10 protein-coding genes are annotated in these 13,631 nt (G+C 68.1%); 7 read left to right on the top strand and 3 right to left on the bottom strand.

The features are described from left to right. Positions 1 to 274: 274 nt before the first annotated feature. From QO015_RS00590 to QO015_RS00600, 3 genes are all read left to right on the top strand, one after another. Positions 275 to 1,390, top strand: coding sequence for an efflux RND transporter periplasmic adaptor subunit (locus QO015_RS00590; protein ID WP_266282163.1), 1,116 nt, complete (start codon positions 275 to 277; stop codon positions 1,388 to 1,390). Further along, positions 1,387 to 4,482: an efflux RND transporter permease subunit gene (locus QO015_RS00595; protein ID WP_266282162.1), complete on the top strand. Its 3,096-nt coding sequence runs from the start codon at positions 1,387 to 1,389 to the stop codon at positions 4,480 to 4,482. The genes QO015_RS00590 and QO015_RS00595 overlap by 4 nt, the downstream gene beginning before the upstream one ends. 107 nt (positions 4,483 to 4,589) lie before the next feature. Further along, entirely contained in the window at positions 4,590 to 5,648 is a 1,059-nt protein-coding gene (locus tag QO015_RS00600) for an AI-2E family transporter (protein WP_266282161.1), read from the top strand. A gap of 7 nt (positions 5,649 to 5,655) precedes the next feature. Here QO015_RS00600 and QO015_RS00605 read toward each other — a convergent pair whose 3' ends face one another. From QO015_RS00605 to QO015_RS00615, 3 genes are all read right to left on the bottom strand, one after another. Then, complete coding sequence (locus QO015_RS00605) at positions 5,656 to 6,840, bottom strand: alpha/beta hydrolase (protein WP_266282160.1); 1,185 nt, start codon at positions 6,838 to 6,840, stop codon at positions 5,656 to 5,658. 99 nt (positions 6,841 to 6,939) lie between these two features. Further along, positions 6,940 to 8,694, bottom strand: a complete 1,755-nt coding sequence (gene ybaL, locus QO015_RS00610; protein ID WP_266282159.1) for a YbaL family putative K(+) efflux transporter — start codon at positions 8,692 to 8,694, stop codon at positions 6,940 to 6,942. Between the two features lie 152 nt (positions 8,695 to 8,846). Then, the gene (locus QO015_RS00615) at positions 8,847 to 9,551 is read right to left on the bottom strand and encodes a L,D-transpeptidase (RefSeq protein WP_307288007.1); all 705 of its coding nucleotides are present in this window, start codon (positions 9,549 to 9,551) and stop codon (positions 8,847 to 8,849) included. Positions 9,552 to 10,040: 489 nt separating this feature from the next. Here QO015_RS00615 and QO015_RS00620 point away from each other — a divergent pair, with 489 nt between their 5' ends. From QO015_RS00620 to QO015_RS00635, 4 genes are all read left to right on the top strand, one after another. Continuing rightward, positions 10,041 to 11,135, top strand: coding sequence for an ATP-dependent DNA helicase (locus QO015_RS00620; RefSeq protein WP_266282156.1), 1,095 nt, complete (start codon positions 10,041 to 10,043; stop codon positions 11,133 to 11,135). Positions 11,136 to 11,319: 184 nt separating this feature from the next. Continuing rightward, positions 11,320 to 12,810: an IMP dehydrogenase gene (guaB, locus tag QO015_RS00625; RefSeq protein ID WP_266282154.1), complete on the top strand. Its 1,491-nt coding sequence runs from the start codon at positions 11,320 to 11,322 to the stop codon at positions 12,808 to 12,810. Positions 12,811 to 12,817: 7 nt separating this feature from the next. Next, positions 12,818 to 13,222 carry an MAPEG family protein gene (locus tag QO015_RS00630; RefSeq protein ID WP_266282152.1) on the top strand — a complete coding sequence of 135 codons (405 nt, stop codon included), beginning with the start codon at positions 12,818 to 12,820 and terminating at the stop codon, positions 13,220 to 13,222. An 18-nt stretch (positions 13,223 to 13,240) separates the two neighbouring features. After that, positions 13,241 to 13,612 carry a DoxX family membrane protein gene (locus QO015_RS00635; RefSeq protein ID WP_266282150.1) on the top strand — a complete coding sequence of 124 codons (372 nt, stop codon included), beginning with the start codon at positions 13,241 to 13,243 and terminating at the stop codon, positions 13,610 to 13,612. Positions 13,613 to 13,631 lie beyond the last annotated feature (19 nt).

Below are 13,631 nucleotides of genomic sequence, written 5' to 3' on the forward strand. Positions count from 1 at the left end.
GCGAGGATGACGACACTTTTCCGTCGCTGACAAGAAGAGGCGAGCCGACAGGGTCAGGTCGCGGCGGATTGGGATACTGCGCACAGGTCCGGGACGAGCGGCTCATCACTTCGGACGGCGGAGTGGATAGGGTCCGCGCGAAAAGCCGGTCCGCGGCCGAAGGGCGACTTCCCGTACCGGCGGCGCTCTGCCGCAGACGGCTTGCAAGGCGGGGGCTGGCGTGCCTCACTGCCGCGCAATGCAAGGCGGGGGCAAAGTCGTGAGAGACAGAGACATGAGCACCGCATGGGGTAAGCGGCGCCTCGCAGGCGTCGCCGTGATGGCGCTGGCGCTGCCGCTGCTCTCGGCCTGCGGCCGCGAGGAAGAGAAGCAGGCAGCGGCGCCGCGGCCCGTGCGGACCATCACGGTCGAGCGTGCTCCAGCCGTCGAGACCGTCGTCCTCACCGGCCAGGTTCAGGCGCGCAACGAGGCGGCGATGGCCTTCCGCATCGGCGGGCGCATGATCGAGCGTCCGGTCAATGTGGGCGACCGCGTCAAGGCCGGTCAGCTTCTGGCCAAGCTCGATCCCGCCAACGAACTCAACGCGCTGCGTTCGGCGCAGGCAGCCGTCGCCGCCGCCGAGGGGCAACTCGTCACGTCCGAGAACGCTTTCGAGCGGCAGGACCGCCTGCTCGCCAGCGGATTCACGACGCGGGCCAACTGGGACCAGGCCAATCAGGCGCTGCGTGCCGCCCGCTCGCAGCTGGACGATGCCGAGGCGCAGCTCCAGATCGCGCAGGACCGTGTCGGCTTCACCGAGCTCTACGCCGATGTCGACGGCTCCGTGACCGCGCGCGGCGCCGAGCCGGGCGAGGTCGTCCAGGCCGGTCAGATGATCGTCCGCCTCGCGCAGCAGGACGGCCGCGACGCCGTGTTCGACGTGCCGCCGCAGGTGTTGCGCACGACGCCGCCCGATTCGGAGATCACGATCCGCCTCACCTCCGACCCGTCGGTGACGGCGATCGGGCGCGTCCGGGAAGTCGCTCCCCAGGCCGACGCGCAGACCCGCAATTTCGCGGTCCGCGTCGGCATCAACGAGCCGCCGGCCGCGATGCTTCTCGGATCGACGGTCAGCGGCACGGTCAAGGTCAGCGATGGGCCCGTCATGGCCCTGCCGGCCACCGCACTGACCACGTCCGAAGGCAAGCCGGCGGTTTTCGTCGTCAATCCGGCCGATTCGACCGTGGCGCTGCGCAATATCGAGCTCGTCCGCCACGATCCGGGCACCGTGATCGTCGCGGACGGCATCACGCCCGGCGAGGTCGTGGTGACCGCCGGCGTGCAGGCGTTGCATCCGGGCCAGGTCGTGCGCACCGTCGCCGCGACGGTCCCGTCCGGGACGACGCCATGAAAGGCCTCAATCTCTCGGCCTGGGCGCTCTCGCATCGCCAGTTCATCGTCTACTGGATGGTGGCCTTCATCGTCGCCGGGGTGACGGCCTTCATCCATCTCGGCCGCGCCGAGGATCCGGCGATCACCATCAAGACGATGATCGTCGGCGCCGCGTGGCCGGGCGCCACGCTCGACGACACGCTGCAGCAGGTGACGGAACGGCTGGAGCGCAAGATCCAGGAGATCCCGGAGGTCGACGACGTCCGCAGCGAGACCACCGCCGGGCGGACGACGCTGTTCGTGAACCTCAAGGACGAGATCACCTCGGCCGAGGTTCCCGACATCTGGTACGAGGTACGCAAGGGCATCGGGGACATTCGCGGGTCGCTGCCGCAGGGCGTCGTGGGCCCGGTCTTCAACGACGATTTCGGCGATACCTTCGGCACCATCTACGGCTTCACCGCCGACGGGTTCACGCAGCGCGAACTGCGCGACTATGTGGAGAATATCCGCTCGAAGCTGCTCTCTCTGCCCGATGTCTCGAAGATCGAGATCCTCGGCGCGCAGGACGAGCGCATCTTCGTCGAGTTCTCGACGGAACAGCTCGCCGGTCTCGGCATCGACCGCGGCCAGTTGATCGCGGCGCTGCAGGCGCAGAACGTCGTCAGCCCCGCCGGCACGATCGAGACGGGCGACGAGCGCATCGCCGTCCGCGTCTCCGGCGCCTTCGAATCCGAGCAGGACCTGCTCAACATCAATTTCGTCTCGAACGGGCGGCTGATCCGCCTGCGCGACATCGCCGAGGTGCATCGCGGCTATGCCGATCCGCCGCAGCCGATGTTCCGCGTCAACGGCAAGCCGGCGATCGGCCTCGCCATCTCGATGAAGGATGGCGGCGACGTGCTCGCGCTCGGCGCCAATATCCGCTCGTCCATGCAGGCGATCACCGCCGAGCTGCCGATCGGCATCGAGCCGAACCTCGTCGCCGACCAGGCCGAGGTTGTGGACGTCGCGATCGGCGAATTCACCACCTCGCTCTGGCAGGCGATCGCGATCATCGCCGTCGTCAGCTTCGTCAGCCTCGGCATCCGCGCCGGCACCGTTGTGGCGCTCGCCATCCCGCTGTCGCTGGCGATGGTCTTCGTCGTCATGGACGCGACGGGCATCGATCTTCAGCGTATCTCGCTCGGCGCGCTGATCATCGCGCTCAGCCTGCTCGTCGACGACGCGATGACGACGGTCGATTCCATCTCGTCGCGGCTTGCCGCGGGCGAGAGCAAGGAAGAGGCGGCATCCAACACCTTCAAGACGCTGGCGCTCGCCATGCTGACCGGGACGCTCGTGACCGCCGCCGGCTTCGTGCCGATCGGCTTCGCGCAGAGCTCGGCCGGCGAGTACACCTTCTCGATTTTCGCCGTGGTCGGCATCGCCCTCGTCGTCTCGTGGATCGGCGCCGTCACCTTCTCGCCGCTCATCGCCGCCGTGCTTCTGAAGAAGCCGGAGCCGAAGAAGGCCGACGCCAGGCCGAGCCGCATCGTCGCGGGCTTCCGTGCCGTGCTCATCACCGCGATGCGCATGCGCTGGGTGACGATCGGCATCGCGGTCGCCGCCTTCGTGGTGGCGCTCATCACGCTGCCGCATGTGCCGCGCCAGTTCTTCCCGTCCTCGGACCGGGCCGAGCTGCTCGTTGACCTCCGCCTGCCGCAGAATGCGTCGATCGAGGCCAGCGCCGACGCCTCGGCGCGGCTCGACGCCTTCCTCGCGTCCGACCCCGACGTCGCGCAGTGGAGCACCTATGTCGGCCGCGGCGCGATCCGCTTCTACCTGCCGCTGAATGTCGAGCTCGCCAATCCGTTCTTCTCGCAGGCGGTCGTCATCGCGAAGGACGTTCCTGCCCGGCTGCGCCTGCAAGACAAGCTCGAGAAGCTGCTGGCCGATGATTTCCCGGGCGCCGTGACGCGCGTCTCGCCGCTCGAGCTCGGTCCGCCGGTCGGCTGGCCGGTGCAGTATCGCGTCAGCGGCCCGGAGGTCGAACAGGTCCGCGCGATCGCGCAGAAGCTCGCCGGCATCGTTTCGTCCGACCGCGATGCGCTGCGCGTCAATTATGACTGGATGGAGCCGGCGCGCATGGTGCGCGTCCGCATCGACCAGGACGAGGCGCGGCTGCTCGGCCTTTCGTCGGCCTCGCTCGCCTCGGCGCTGAATTCCGTCGTTTCCGGCACCACGGTCACGCAGGTCCGCGACGACATCTATCTGGTCGACGTCGTCGCGCGTGCCACGAGCGCCGACCGCCTCTCGCTGTCCAACCTCCAGACGCTGCAGGTGCCGCTCGCCAATGGCCGCACGGTGCCGCTCTCGCAGGTCGCGCGATTCGAGTTCAGCCAGGAATATCCGCTGATCTGGCGGCGAGACCGCGTCCCGACGCTGACGGTCCAGGCCGATGTGGCGCCCGAAAGCTCGCCCGAAGCCGTCGTGGACGGGCTGGCGCCGAAGATCGCCGAGCTCTCGGCCTCGCTTCCCGCCGGCTATCAGATCGCCGTGGGCGGCACGGTCGAGGAGAGCGCCTCCTCGCAGGCCTCCGTCATGGTCGTCGTGCCGTTCATGCTGTTCCTGATGATCACCTTCCTGATGGTGCAGCTCCAGAGCTTCGTGCGGCTGCTGCTCGTCATGAGCGTGGTGCCGCTCGGGCTCATCGGCGTCGTCGGCGCGCTGTTCATCTTCAACCGCCCGCTCGGCTTCGTCGCCATCCTCGGCATCCTGTCGCTGATGGGGCTCATCGCGAAGAATGCCGTCATCCTCATCGAGCAGATCGAATCGGAACGGCGGAGCGGACAGCCGGTCTGGGACGCGGTCGTCAACGCGACGGTGTCGCGCTTCCGGCCGATCATGCTGACGGCGATCTCGACGATCCTCGGCATGATCCCGATCGCGCCGACCATCTTCTGGGGCCCCATGGCCTTCGCGATCATGGGCGGCCTCCTGGTCGCGACGCTCCTGACGCTCGTGTTCCTGCCGACGCTCTACGTCACCTTCTTCCGCGCGAAGGAAGGCGAGGGCGCGCCGAAAGCCTCCGAACCAACGCCGCCTGTGGGCGAACCCGCGGCGGCCTGACGGGCGGTTGCCCGCGGCGCCGCGATCGTCGATCCTGATCGTCCCGGCAGCGGGCAGGGCTTCTGCCACGGCGCCGGGGCCCACATCCTCCCACCGATAGGCCCGCCATGCCCGAGACGCCGCCCAAATTCGCCTTGCTCGAGCGCGGCGGCTGGCGGGCCATCGCCGTCGGACTTCTGGTGGTCCTGGGGGTCGGTCTCGGCCTCGCCTTCCTCTGGTTCACGGCCTCGAGCCTCTTCGTCGTCTTCGCCGGCGTGCTCTTCGCGGCCTTTCTCGACGCCTGTGCCCGCGGGCTGCGGCCGATCCTGCCGATCGGCCGGACGTGGCGGCTCAGCATCGTCATCGTGATCCTGACGGCGATCACGGTTCTCGCCCTGCTGCGGGGCGCCGCGAAGCTGCCGGAGCAGGTGCGCGCACTGATCGCCATCATCGATGCGCAGATCGACGTGCTGCAGGAGCGTCTTCTCGCCTTCGGCATCGACTCGCTCGGGCCGGAGGGCGGCCGCAATTTCCAGGGCCTGCTGCCCGACATGGGCCAGCTTTTCGGCCACGCGACGGTGGCGGTCGGCACGGCGACGAGCGTGCTCACCACCACGATCGTCATCATCTTCGTCGGCGTCACGCTGGCCTTCGATCCGGCCGGCTATCGCGACAGCGCGCTTGTCCTGGTGCCGCCGCGCGCGCGTCCGCGCGTCCGCTCCGTCCTCGACGAAATGGGCTCGGTGCTGCGCGCCTGGCTGCTGGGACAGGCGGTGCGCATGCTGCTGATGGGCGTCGTGGTCTGGCTGTCGCTCTATCTGCTCGGCGTGCCGGGCGCCTTCATTCTCGGCATCCAGGCGGGCCTGCTCAACTTCATCCCCTATCTCGGGCCCATCGTCGCCGCCATCCCGATCGCGCTCGTGGCCATGCCGCTCGGCACCCCGATGCTGATCTGGGCGGTCGGCATCTACACCGTCATCCAGACGATCGAGGGCTACATCATCGGCCCGATGATCCAGAAGCGCGCGGCCGACGTGCCCTCCGCCTGGACGCTGATCGGCATCGTGCTGTTCGGAACGCTGTTCGGAACGCTCGGCGTCGCGCTCGCCATGCCGCTGATGGCGGTCGGTCGAATCGCGCTGATCCGCTTCTATGTCGAGGACTGGCTCGGCGACCGCCAGGCCTGAAGGGCGGCTACCGGCGGCTCTCGAAGACGAGGACCGGCGCCGAGAGGACGACGCCGGCGACCGAGCCGATCGCTTGCCCGGCCTCCTGCGCCGAGGTGCCGAGCTTCGCGCCGGGTGCATCGGCGTCCGAGATCAGCTGTCCCGCCGCGATCCGCCCGCCCAGCAGCTGCACGATCTCGGGACTCGTTGCGAATTTCGAGTGGTTGAGGCGGTCGCCGTTGTTGAGCAAGGTGAGGTCGATGACCGTGACGCCCGTCGCCTTCTCGAATGCCGAGAGATAGGGCTCGCGCGTGAGATCGATCGCGCCGACCCGCGTGACGCCGCCGGCGATGAGCCGCGAGGCGCGCAGCGCCCGATCGTTCGCCGAGACGAAGATCGTCATATGCGGCCGATCCTTCCCCATTTCCTCGACTTGGCGGCGGAACACGTCCACGTCGAGGTCGGGCGAGGCGAGGATGAGATTGTCGACCTTCGAGGGGATGCGCCCGTCCTCGAGCGCGATCTGCCGCAGCGCTTCGACCGCGAGCCAGCCGCCCATCGAATGCGCCATCACCGTCACCTCGGAGACGGCCGGGCTGCGTGCCGCCGCGCGGATGACGAAGGCGAGGTCGCTGCGCGAGAAATTCGCGCTCTCGCGGTCATAGGCATAGTCGAGCAGCCGTCCGCGCGAGGGCCAGGAGAAGAGCACCGGCGCCGCCTTCTCGCCGCTGTCGTGCATGATCTGCGCGAAGCGGAACACCGAGGCGTCGAACGGCGTGTTGAAGCCGTGGACGAAGATCAGCACCGGCCGCGGCTTGCCCTTCAGCGCGCCGAACCAGGAGCCGATCGCCTTGGCCGGCAGCGGATCGACCGAGGTCACCACGAAGTCGCGGGCGGGATTGCCGGGCACGGAGCGCGGCCAGTTGACCGTGCCGACGGCCCGCTGGTTGGGGATCGAGACCGTGATATCCGCGAGCGACAGGCCGCGGCCGCGCTCGCCGTTGAAGAGGACGCCCGGCGCCGGGTCCGCCTGACGGCTGGTGGCGACGAGCATGTCGACGGTGCTCGCGACCGACGGCTCCGGAGCGACCGGTTGCAGCGTGCCCGAAGGGCGCGAGGCACATCCGGCCAACGCGGCGATGACGAGTGTCAGGATCACGAGCCCGGGGGCGCGTCTTCGGCCCACCGGCGCGGTCGGGTTCTTCGTCGGCACTCGTCTTTCCCCGCGGCGGCCCTGCTCTTGCGCAGCGGGAGCCTACAGGCTGGTCCTGTCAGCGTGAAGACGCCAGGGCACCGTCCTGCCGGTGAAACGTCAAACTGCCCCCGTCGCCGCGGCGTCGGCGCCAACGACAACCATTGTGGGACGCGGCGCCGGATCGCCCGAGACGGAGGCGAGCATGCCGAGCGCGATCTCCCGCTCGCCCATGATCGCGAAATTGGCGCCGCGATCGACCAGATGCTTGACCTCCGCGTCGGACCTGCCGCGCGCGATGATCTGCATGCGGGTGTTGAGCGCGCGCGCCTTGGAAACGATCTGGCCGGCCTCGAAGGCATCGGGCACGGCGACCAGCAGATGCGACGCGCCCGCGACATTGGCGGCGGTCATGATCTCGGCGGAGACGGCATTGCCCGAGATCACTTCGGCGCCGTCGGCGCGCGCCTCGCGGGCCCGCGCCTCGTCGTTGTCGATCACGAGATAGGGCCGGCTGGCCTTTCGCAATCCCTCGGCGACGATGTGGCCGACGCGGCCATAGCCGATCACGACGGAATGGCCTGACAGCGTCGTCGGCTTCAGCTCCTCTTCCGCGTGCGGAGCCGGTGCCGCCATGGCCGGGCCCGCAGCCGCCGGCTCGGCCTTGGCGGCCCGGGCGATGAGGAGCCGCGCCAGCGTGAACATCAGCGGGTTCAAAAGGATGGAGAGGATTGCTCCAGCAAGGATCAGGTCGCGGCCCGTCTCGCTGAGCAGGCCGAGATCGACCCCGAGCGCGGCCAGGATGAAGGAGAATTCGCCGATCTGCGCAAGGCTGGCCGAGATCGTCAGCGCCGTCGAGGTCGGATAGCGGAACGCCTTCACGATCAGGAACGCCGCGATCGACTTGCCGATCAGGATGATCGCCAGCGTCCCGATGAGGAGCAGCGGCTCTTTCATCACGATATGCGGGTCGAACAGCATGCCGACCGAGACGAAGAACAGCACGGCGAAGGCGTCGCGCAGCGGCAGAGTCTCCTCGGCGGCGCGCTGCGACAATTGCGATTCGCTGAGGATCATGCCGGCGAAGAAGGCGCCGAGCGCGAAGGAGACGCCGAAGAGGACGGCTGCGCCGAACGCCACGCCGAGCGCGATCGCGAGCACCGCGAGGCGGAACAGTTCGCGCGATCCGGTGTGGGCAACGTAGTGCAGCGCCCAGGGGATGATCCGGCGGCCGACGATCAGCATGAAGGCGACGAAGGCCACGACCTTGCCGATCGTGAGCGCCAGGATGCCGACGAGGCCGAAGCCGCTCGACCCGGCAAGGCCCGAGGCGGGGACATTGCCGCCGGTCAGAATCTCCGCCAGCGCCGGCAGCATCACCAGCGTCAGCACCATCGCGAGATCCTCGACGATGAGCCATCCGACGGCGATGCGGCCGCGATCGGTCTCCATGAGCCGCCGCTCCTGCAAGGCGCGCAGCAGCACGACCGTACTGGCGACGGACAGGGCGAGGCCGAACACGAGGCCGCCGGCGATCGGCCATCCGACGGTCCAGCCGAGCGCGATGCCGAGCGCGGTGGCAACGCCGATCTGCACCACCGCGCCGGGCACGGCGATCGCCTTCACCGACATCAGGTCCTTCAGCGAGAAATGCAGCCCGACGCCGAACATCAGCAGGATGACGCCGATCTCCGCGAGTTCGTTGGCGAGCTTCTGGTCTGCGACGAAACCCGGAGTCGACGGCCCGACCAGTACGCCCGCAAGCAGATATCCCACGAGGGGGGATATCTTCAGCCGATGCGCGATGACCCCGAGTATGAAGGCCAGGACGAGGCCAACAACGATCGTCGCGATCAGCGGCGTGTAGTGGGGCAAGGGTCGACGGTCCTCTTCTGTCGCGCTGCGGGGATCCTCGGCCAAGGTGGAGCCATCGCCGGCGCGGATCAACCGCCGATCGTCGAAAGCCCTGAAAAAAGAAGGGCCTCCGCAAGCGGAGGCCCATGATGCGTTAACGCTGTGAGCGTCGGTCAGCCGGCATTGCGATAGGGCGGCAAGCCGTTCGCCGAGGTGCGCGGCGGTGTCGGGTCGGGAACCGCGCCGCCCTGGCTGTTGTAGACCGCCTGCGGATCGGGCTGGGCGTCGCCGAGCACGCGCACGCGGGTGCCGAGCGGCACGCGGCTGTAGAGGTCGATGATGTCCTGGTTGATCAGGCGGATACAGCCGGAGGACAGCGACTTGCCGATCGACCAGGGCTGCGTCGTGCCGTGGATGCGATAGAGCGTGTCGACCTTGCCCTGATAGAGATACATCGCGCGCGCGCCGAGCGGATTGCCGGGCCCGCCCGGCATGCCGTCGGGCCACTTGGCGGCTTCCGGATCGCGTGCCTGCATTTCCTTCGGGGGATGCCACATCGGCCATTCGCGCTTGGCGCGGATGCTCGCATCGCCCGACCAGGCGAAGCCCTGCCGGCCGACGCCGACGCCGTAGCGGATGGCGGTGCCGTTCTCGAAGACGAGATAGAGGAAATGATTGTAGGGATCGATGACGATGGTGCCCGGCTCGGCCGCGATTTCCGGCGGCACGTTCACCACCTGGCGCAGGAACTGGGTGTCCATCTTCGAGATGTTGACCGCCGGAACCGGGAACGGCTCCGTATCGATCGCGGCGTACATCTGCGCCCATCCCTGGTCGAGGACCGGGCCGGCGACGGGCGTCGCGACCGGGGACGACATGTCGACGGATTGGCACCCGGCCAGAGCGATCGGCAAACCGATCATGAAACTGCGACGGCTGAGCCTTCCAGTCGTCTCGCGAGGCTTCGTTTCGTTCAAAGCCTGACCCTTTCGACTAAGCATGGACTTCCTGATCCGGATTGGCGCCGGCGCAGCGTGCGCGACGACCATCTCCGCCATTTTCGTTCGCCATATCATAGGAATGGTAACCAACCGGCCGGTCGCCCGCGAAAATGCGGGTGGATGGCAAATCGGCAACATGTCCGGCCGGCCGGCGAGCGGGGCGGCGTCGATCCTGTCTGGTCGACGCATAGGCCTAAACGAAGGCAGGACCGCCTTGGTTCGGCCATGATCGCCGTTGTCCTTCCGGATGTTGCGCCGATGCCACATTTTGCTGTCACCCGGGCGCCGGAATCGGGTAGTTGACCGCTTCGCGCGGCGCCGGGCCGCGCCGCCCGATCGTCCGTCATTGGTGAAGAGGCCGCTCCCATGCGCTGGTCGCCGCAGCAGGAAGATGCTCTCCGCGCCGTCGCCGAGTGGCTGCGTCGCGGCGATTCGCCGGTGTTCCGCCTGTTCGGCTTCGCCGGGACCGGCAAGACGACGCTCGCCAAGCACATCGCCGAGGACATCGACGGCAAGGTCGCCTTCGCGGCCTTCACCGGCAAGGCGGCGCATGTGCTGCGCTCCAAGGGCTGCGAGGGCGCCGGCACCATCCACAGCCTCATCTATCGGCCGCGCGCCGGCGAGGACGAGGAGCAGCCGGTCTTCGCGATCAATCACGACAGCGCCGCTTCCGAGGTGGAGCTGATCATCATCGACGAATGCTCGATGGTGGACGAGGAACTCGGCCGCGATCTCCTCTCCTTCGGGACGCCCGTTCTCGTGCTCGGCGATCCGGCGCAGCTGCCGCCGGTCAAGGGCGGCGGCTTCTTCACCGAGGCCGAGCCCGACGCGATGCTGACCGAGGTGCACCGCCAGGCTCAGGACAATCCGATCATCCGCCTCTCGATGGATGTGCGCGAGGGGAGGCCGCTCGCCCTTGGCAGCTATGGGGAAAGCCGCATCATCGGCCGCCGCGACATCGACGCGGCGCAGATCCTCGAAAGCGACCAGGTGCTTGTCGGGACGAACAAGACGCGCCGCGCCTACAACCAGCGCATCCGCGAGCTGAAGGGCCTGCTCTCGCCGATGCCGGCCGTCGGCGACAAGCTCGTCTGTCTCAGGAACGACAAGCAGAAGGGTCTGCTCAACGGTGGCACCTGGACGGTGAGCCGGCTCGGTGCGCCGCGCAAGACGTTGCTGAGGCTCGACGTCGTGCCGGAGGAGGATCCCGGGAACAAGGCGGTCAAGGTCGCCGTGCATCCCGACTTCTTCGAGAATGGCGGCGAGAGCCTCGCCTATGCCCAGCGCCGCGCCTCCGACGAATTCGACTACGGCTATGCGCTGACCGTCCACAAGGCCCAGGGCTCGCAATGGGACGACATCGTCCTCTTCGACGAGAGCTGGGCCTTCCGCGACCATGGCAGCCGCTGGCTCTATACCGGCATCACCCGCGCCGCCGAACGGCTCACCGTCGTTCGCTGAGGCCCGCCCGCGCGGCCGCATCCGCGCGCCGCATGGCAGCACTGCGCAATTGGCGCCACCTGCGCGCTTCCCAGCGCAGGTCTGTCATGCTAATGGCACGCGCCAACCTCATTTTCCTCCCCCGCCCGCCGATGGCTCGCCGAGCCGCCGGCCGGTTCGCTGCATCTCGAAGGGAAGCGTTGGCATGGCCCAGATCGTCGAACTCTCCACCGGCCGCGAGGCGCTGACCTTCGACGACGTGCTGCTTCAGCCCGGACATTCCTTTGTCATGCCGGGCGAGGTCGATATCCGCACCCGTCTGACCCGCCAGATCGAGCTCAACATCCCGATCATCTCCTCGGCGATGGACACCGTCACCGAGGCCCGCCTCGCCATCGCGATGGCGCAGGCCGGCGGCCTCGGCGTCATTCACCGCAATCTCTCGCCCGAGCAGCAGGCCGAGGAAGTCCGTCAGGTCAAGAAGTTCGAATCGGGCATGGTCGTGAACCCGCTGACCATCGGGCCCGACGCCACGCTCGCCGAGGCGCTGGCGCTGATGAAGGCGCATCGGATCTCCGGCATTCCGGTCGTGGAGGGGACCGCGACGCCCGGCCGCCTCGTCGGCATCCTCACCAATCGCGACGTCCGCTTCGCCTCCAATCCCGGCCAGCGCGTCTACGAGCTGATGACGCGCGAGAATCTCATCACGGTGAAGGAAGGCGTCAGCCAGGCTGAGGCGAAGCGCCTGCTGCACAAGCATCGTATCGAGAAGCTGCTCGTCGTCGACGAAGCCTATCGCTGCGTCGGCCTCATCACCGTCAAGGACATGGAGAAGACGCAGCTCCACCCGAACGCCGCCAAGGACGAGCAGGGGCGGCTGCGCGTCGCCGCCGCGACGACGGTGGGCGAGCAGGGGATCGAGCGGTCGGAGCGGCTCATCGATGCCGGCGTCGACCTCATCGTGGTCGACACCGCCCATGGTCATTCGCAGCGCGTGCTCGACGCCGTCGAGCGGGTGAAGAAGCTCTCCAACCGCGTCCAGATCATCGCCGGCAACGTCGCCACCGCGGATGGTACCCGCGCGCTGATCGACGCGGGTGCCGATGCGGTGAAGATCGGCATCGGCCCCGGCTCGATCTGCACGACGCGCGTCGTCGCCGGCGTCGGCGTGCCGCAGCTGACCGCGATCATGGAGGCGGTCGCCGCCGCCGAGGGCGCCGATGTTCCCGTCATCGCCGATGGCGGCATCAAATATTCGGGCGATCTCGCCAAGGCGCTCGCGGCCGGTGCCCGCTGCGCGATGATCGGTTCTCTCCTGGCCGGCACCGAGGAGAGCCCCGGCGAGGTCTATCTCCATCAGGGCCGCTCGTTCAAAGCCTATCGCGGCATGGGATCGGTCGGCGCGATGGCCCGCGGCTCGGCCGACCGCTACTTCCAGGCCGAGGTGCGCGACACCCTGAAGCTCGTGCCGGAGGGCATCGAAGGGCAGGTCCCCTACAAGGGTCCGGTCGGCGGCGTCCTCCATCAGCTCGCCGGCGGTCTGCGCGCCGCCATGGGCTATGTCGGCGCGGAGAATCTCGAGACCTTCCGGGAACGGGCGCGCTTCATCCGCATTTCGACCGCGGGTCTGCGCGAGAGCCATACGCATGACGTGACGATCACGCGCGAGAGCCCGAACTATCCGGGCATCGGGTGATTGAATTATGTTGAAAACTGTCATTTTTTGGCCGGCCATTGTTCAGGCCGCGCTCATCTTCCTCGCCTATGTCCGGCTCGGCATGGCGCGCTCCGGTGCGGTCCGTTCCGGGGCTGTCCGCGACACGGATTTCGCGCCGGGCAGCGAGCCGCCCGAATCCGCCGCCGGCCGCCGCGCAGTGGCCAACCAGTTCGAGTTGCCGGTCCTTTTCTTCGTCGTGATCGGCTTTCTCTTCCTGATCGACGGCGTCTCGATCCTGGAACTGGCTCTGGCCTGGCTGTTCGTGGCGACGCGCGCCGTGCATCTCGTTGCGATCTTTTCCAACGCCCTGATGCTCCGCCATGCGAGCTTCGCCGCGGGCTTTCTGATAGTGGTGGCGCTCTGGATCGATCTCGCGGTCCGGCTGATCTAGGGTTCGGCGGGGGGACGAATGCTGGAGACAACCGCACTGGCGTTCGCCGGACGTGTCATCGTCGGCTTTCTCTTCGTGGTCATCGGGGTGCGGCTCCTGATGGCGCGCCAGCCCGTCTCCGGTCTTCTCGCCGCGAAGAAGATCCCGCTGCCGCTTTTCGTAGCCATCGCCGGCGGGGTGATCGAGATCGCTCTCGGCGCCGCGGCGGTCGCCGGCTTGGCGCCGCGGGCGACCTTCCTCGCCATGGCGCTCTTCGTCATCGCCGCGACGGCGATGGTGCATGATTTCTGGAAGCTCGCGGGTCCGGCCCAAGCCCAGGAGATCAACCATGTGCTCGTGCACGGCCTCGTGGTCGGCGGGCTCCTCGTGATGGCCGCCTATCCGTGGTGACGGCGGCAGGGATTATTTG

It is taken from the genome of Kaistia geumhonensis, assembly GCF_030815145.1.
Classification (GTDB): Bacteria; Pseudomonadota; Alphaproteobacteria; order Rhizobiales; family Kaistiaceae; genus Kaistia; species Kaistia geumhonensis.

What these genes read in the sequence shown, in the direction of transcription:
- QO015_RS00590 (WP_266282163.1), top strand. Translation starts at nt 275, where the DNA reads ATGAGCACCGCATGGGGTAAGCGGCGCCTCGCAGGCGTCGCCGTGATG.
- QO015_RS00615 (WP_307288007.1), bottom strand. Translation starts at nt 9,551, where the DNA reads ATGTCGTCCCCGGTCGCGACGCCCGTCGCCGGCCCGGTCCTCGACCAG.
- QO015_RS00620 (WP_266282156.1), top strand. Translation starts at nt 10,041, where the DNA reads ATGCGCTGGTCGCCGCAGCAGGAAGATGCTCTCCGCGCCGTCGCCGAG.
- QO015_RS00630 (WP_266282152.1), top strand. Translation starts at nt 12,818, where the DNA reads ATGTTGAAAACTGTCATTTTTTGGCCGGCCATTGTTCAGGCCGCGCTC.
- QO015_RS00635 (WP_266282150.1), top strand. Translation starts at nt 13,241, where the DNA reads ATGCTGGAGACAACCGCACTGGCGTTCGCCGGACGTGTCATCGTCGGC.
- QO015_RS00600 (WP_266282161.1), top strand. Translation starts at nt 4,590, where the DNA reads ATGCCCGAGACGCCGCCCAAATTCGCCTTGCTCGAGCGCGGCGGCTGG.
- guaB (WP_266282154.1), top strand. Translation starts at nt 11,320, where the DNA reads ATGGCCCAGATCGTCGAACTCTCCACCGGCCGCGAGGCGCTGACCTTC.
- QO015_RS00595 (WP_266282162.1), top strand. Translation starts at nt 1,387, where the DNA reads ATGAAAGGCCTCAATCTCTCGGCCTGGGCGCTCTCGCATCGCCAGTTC.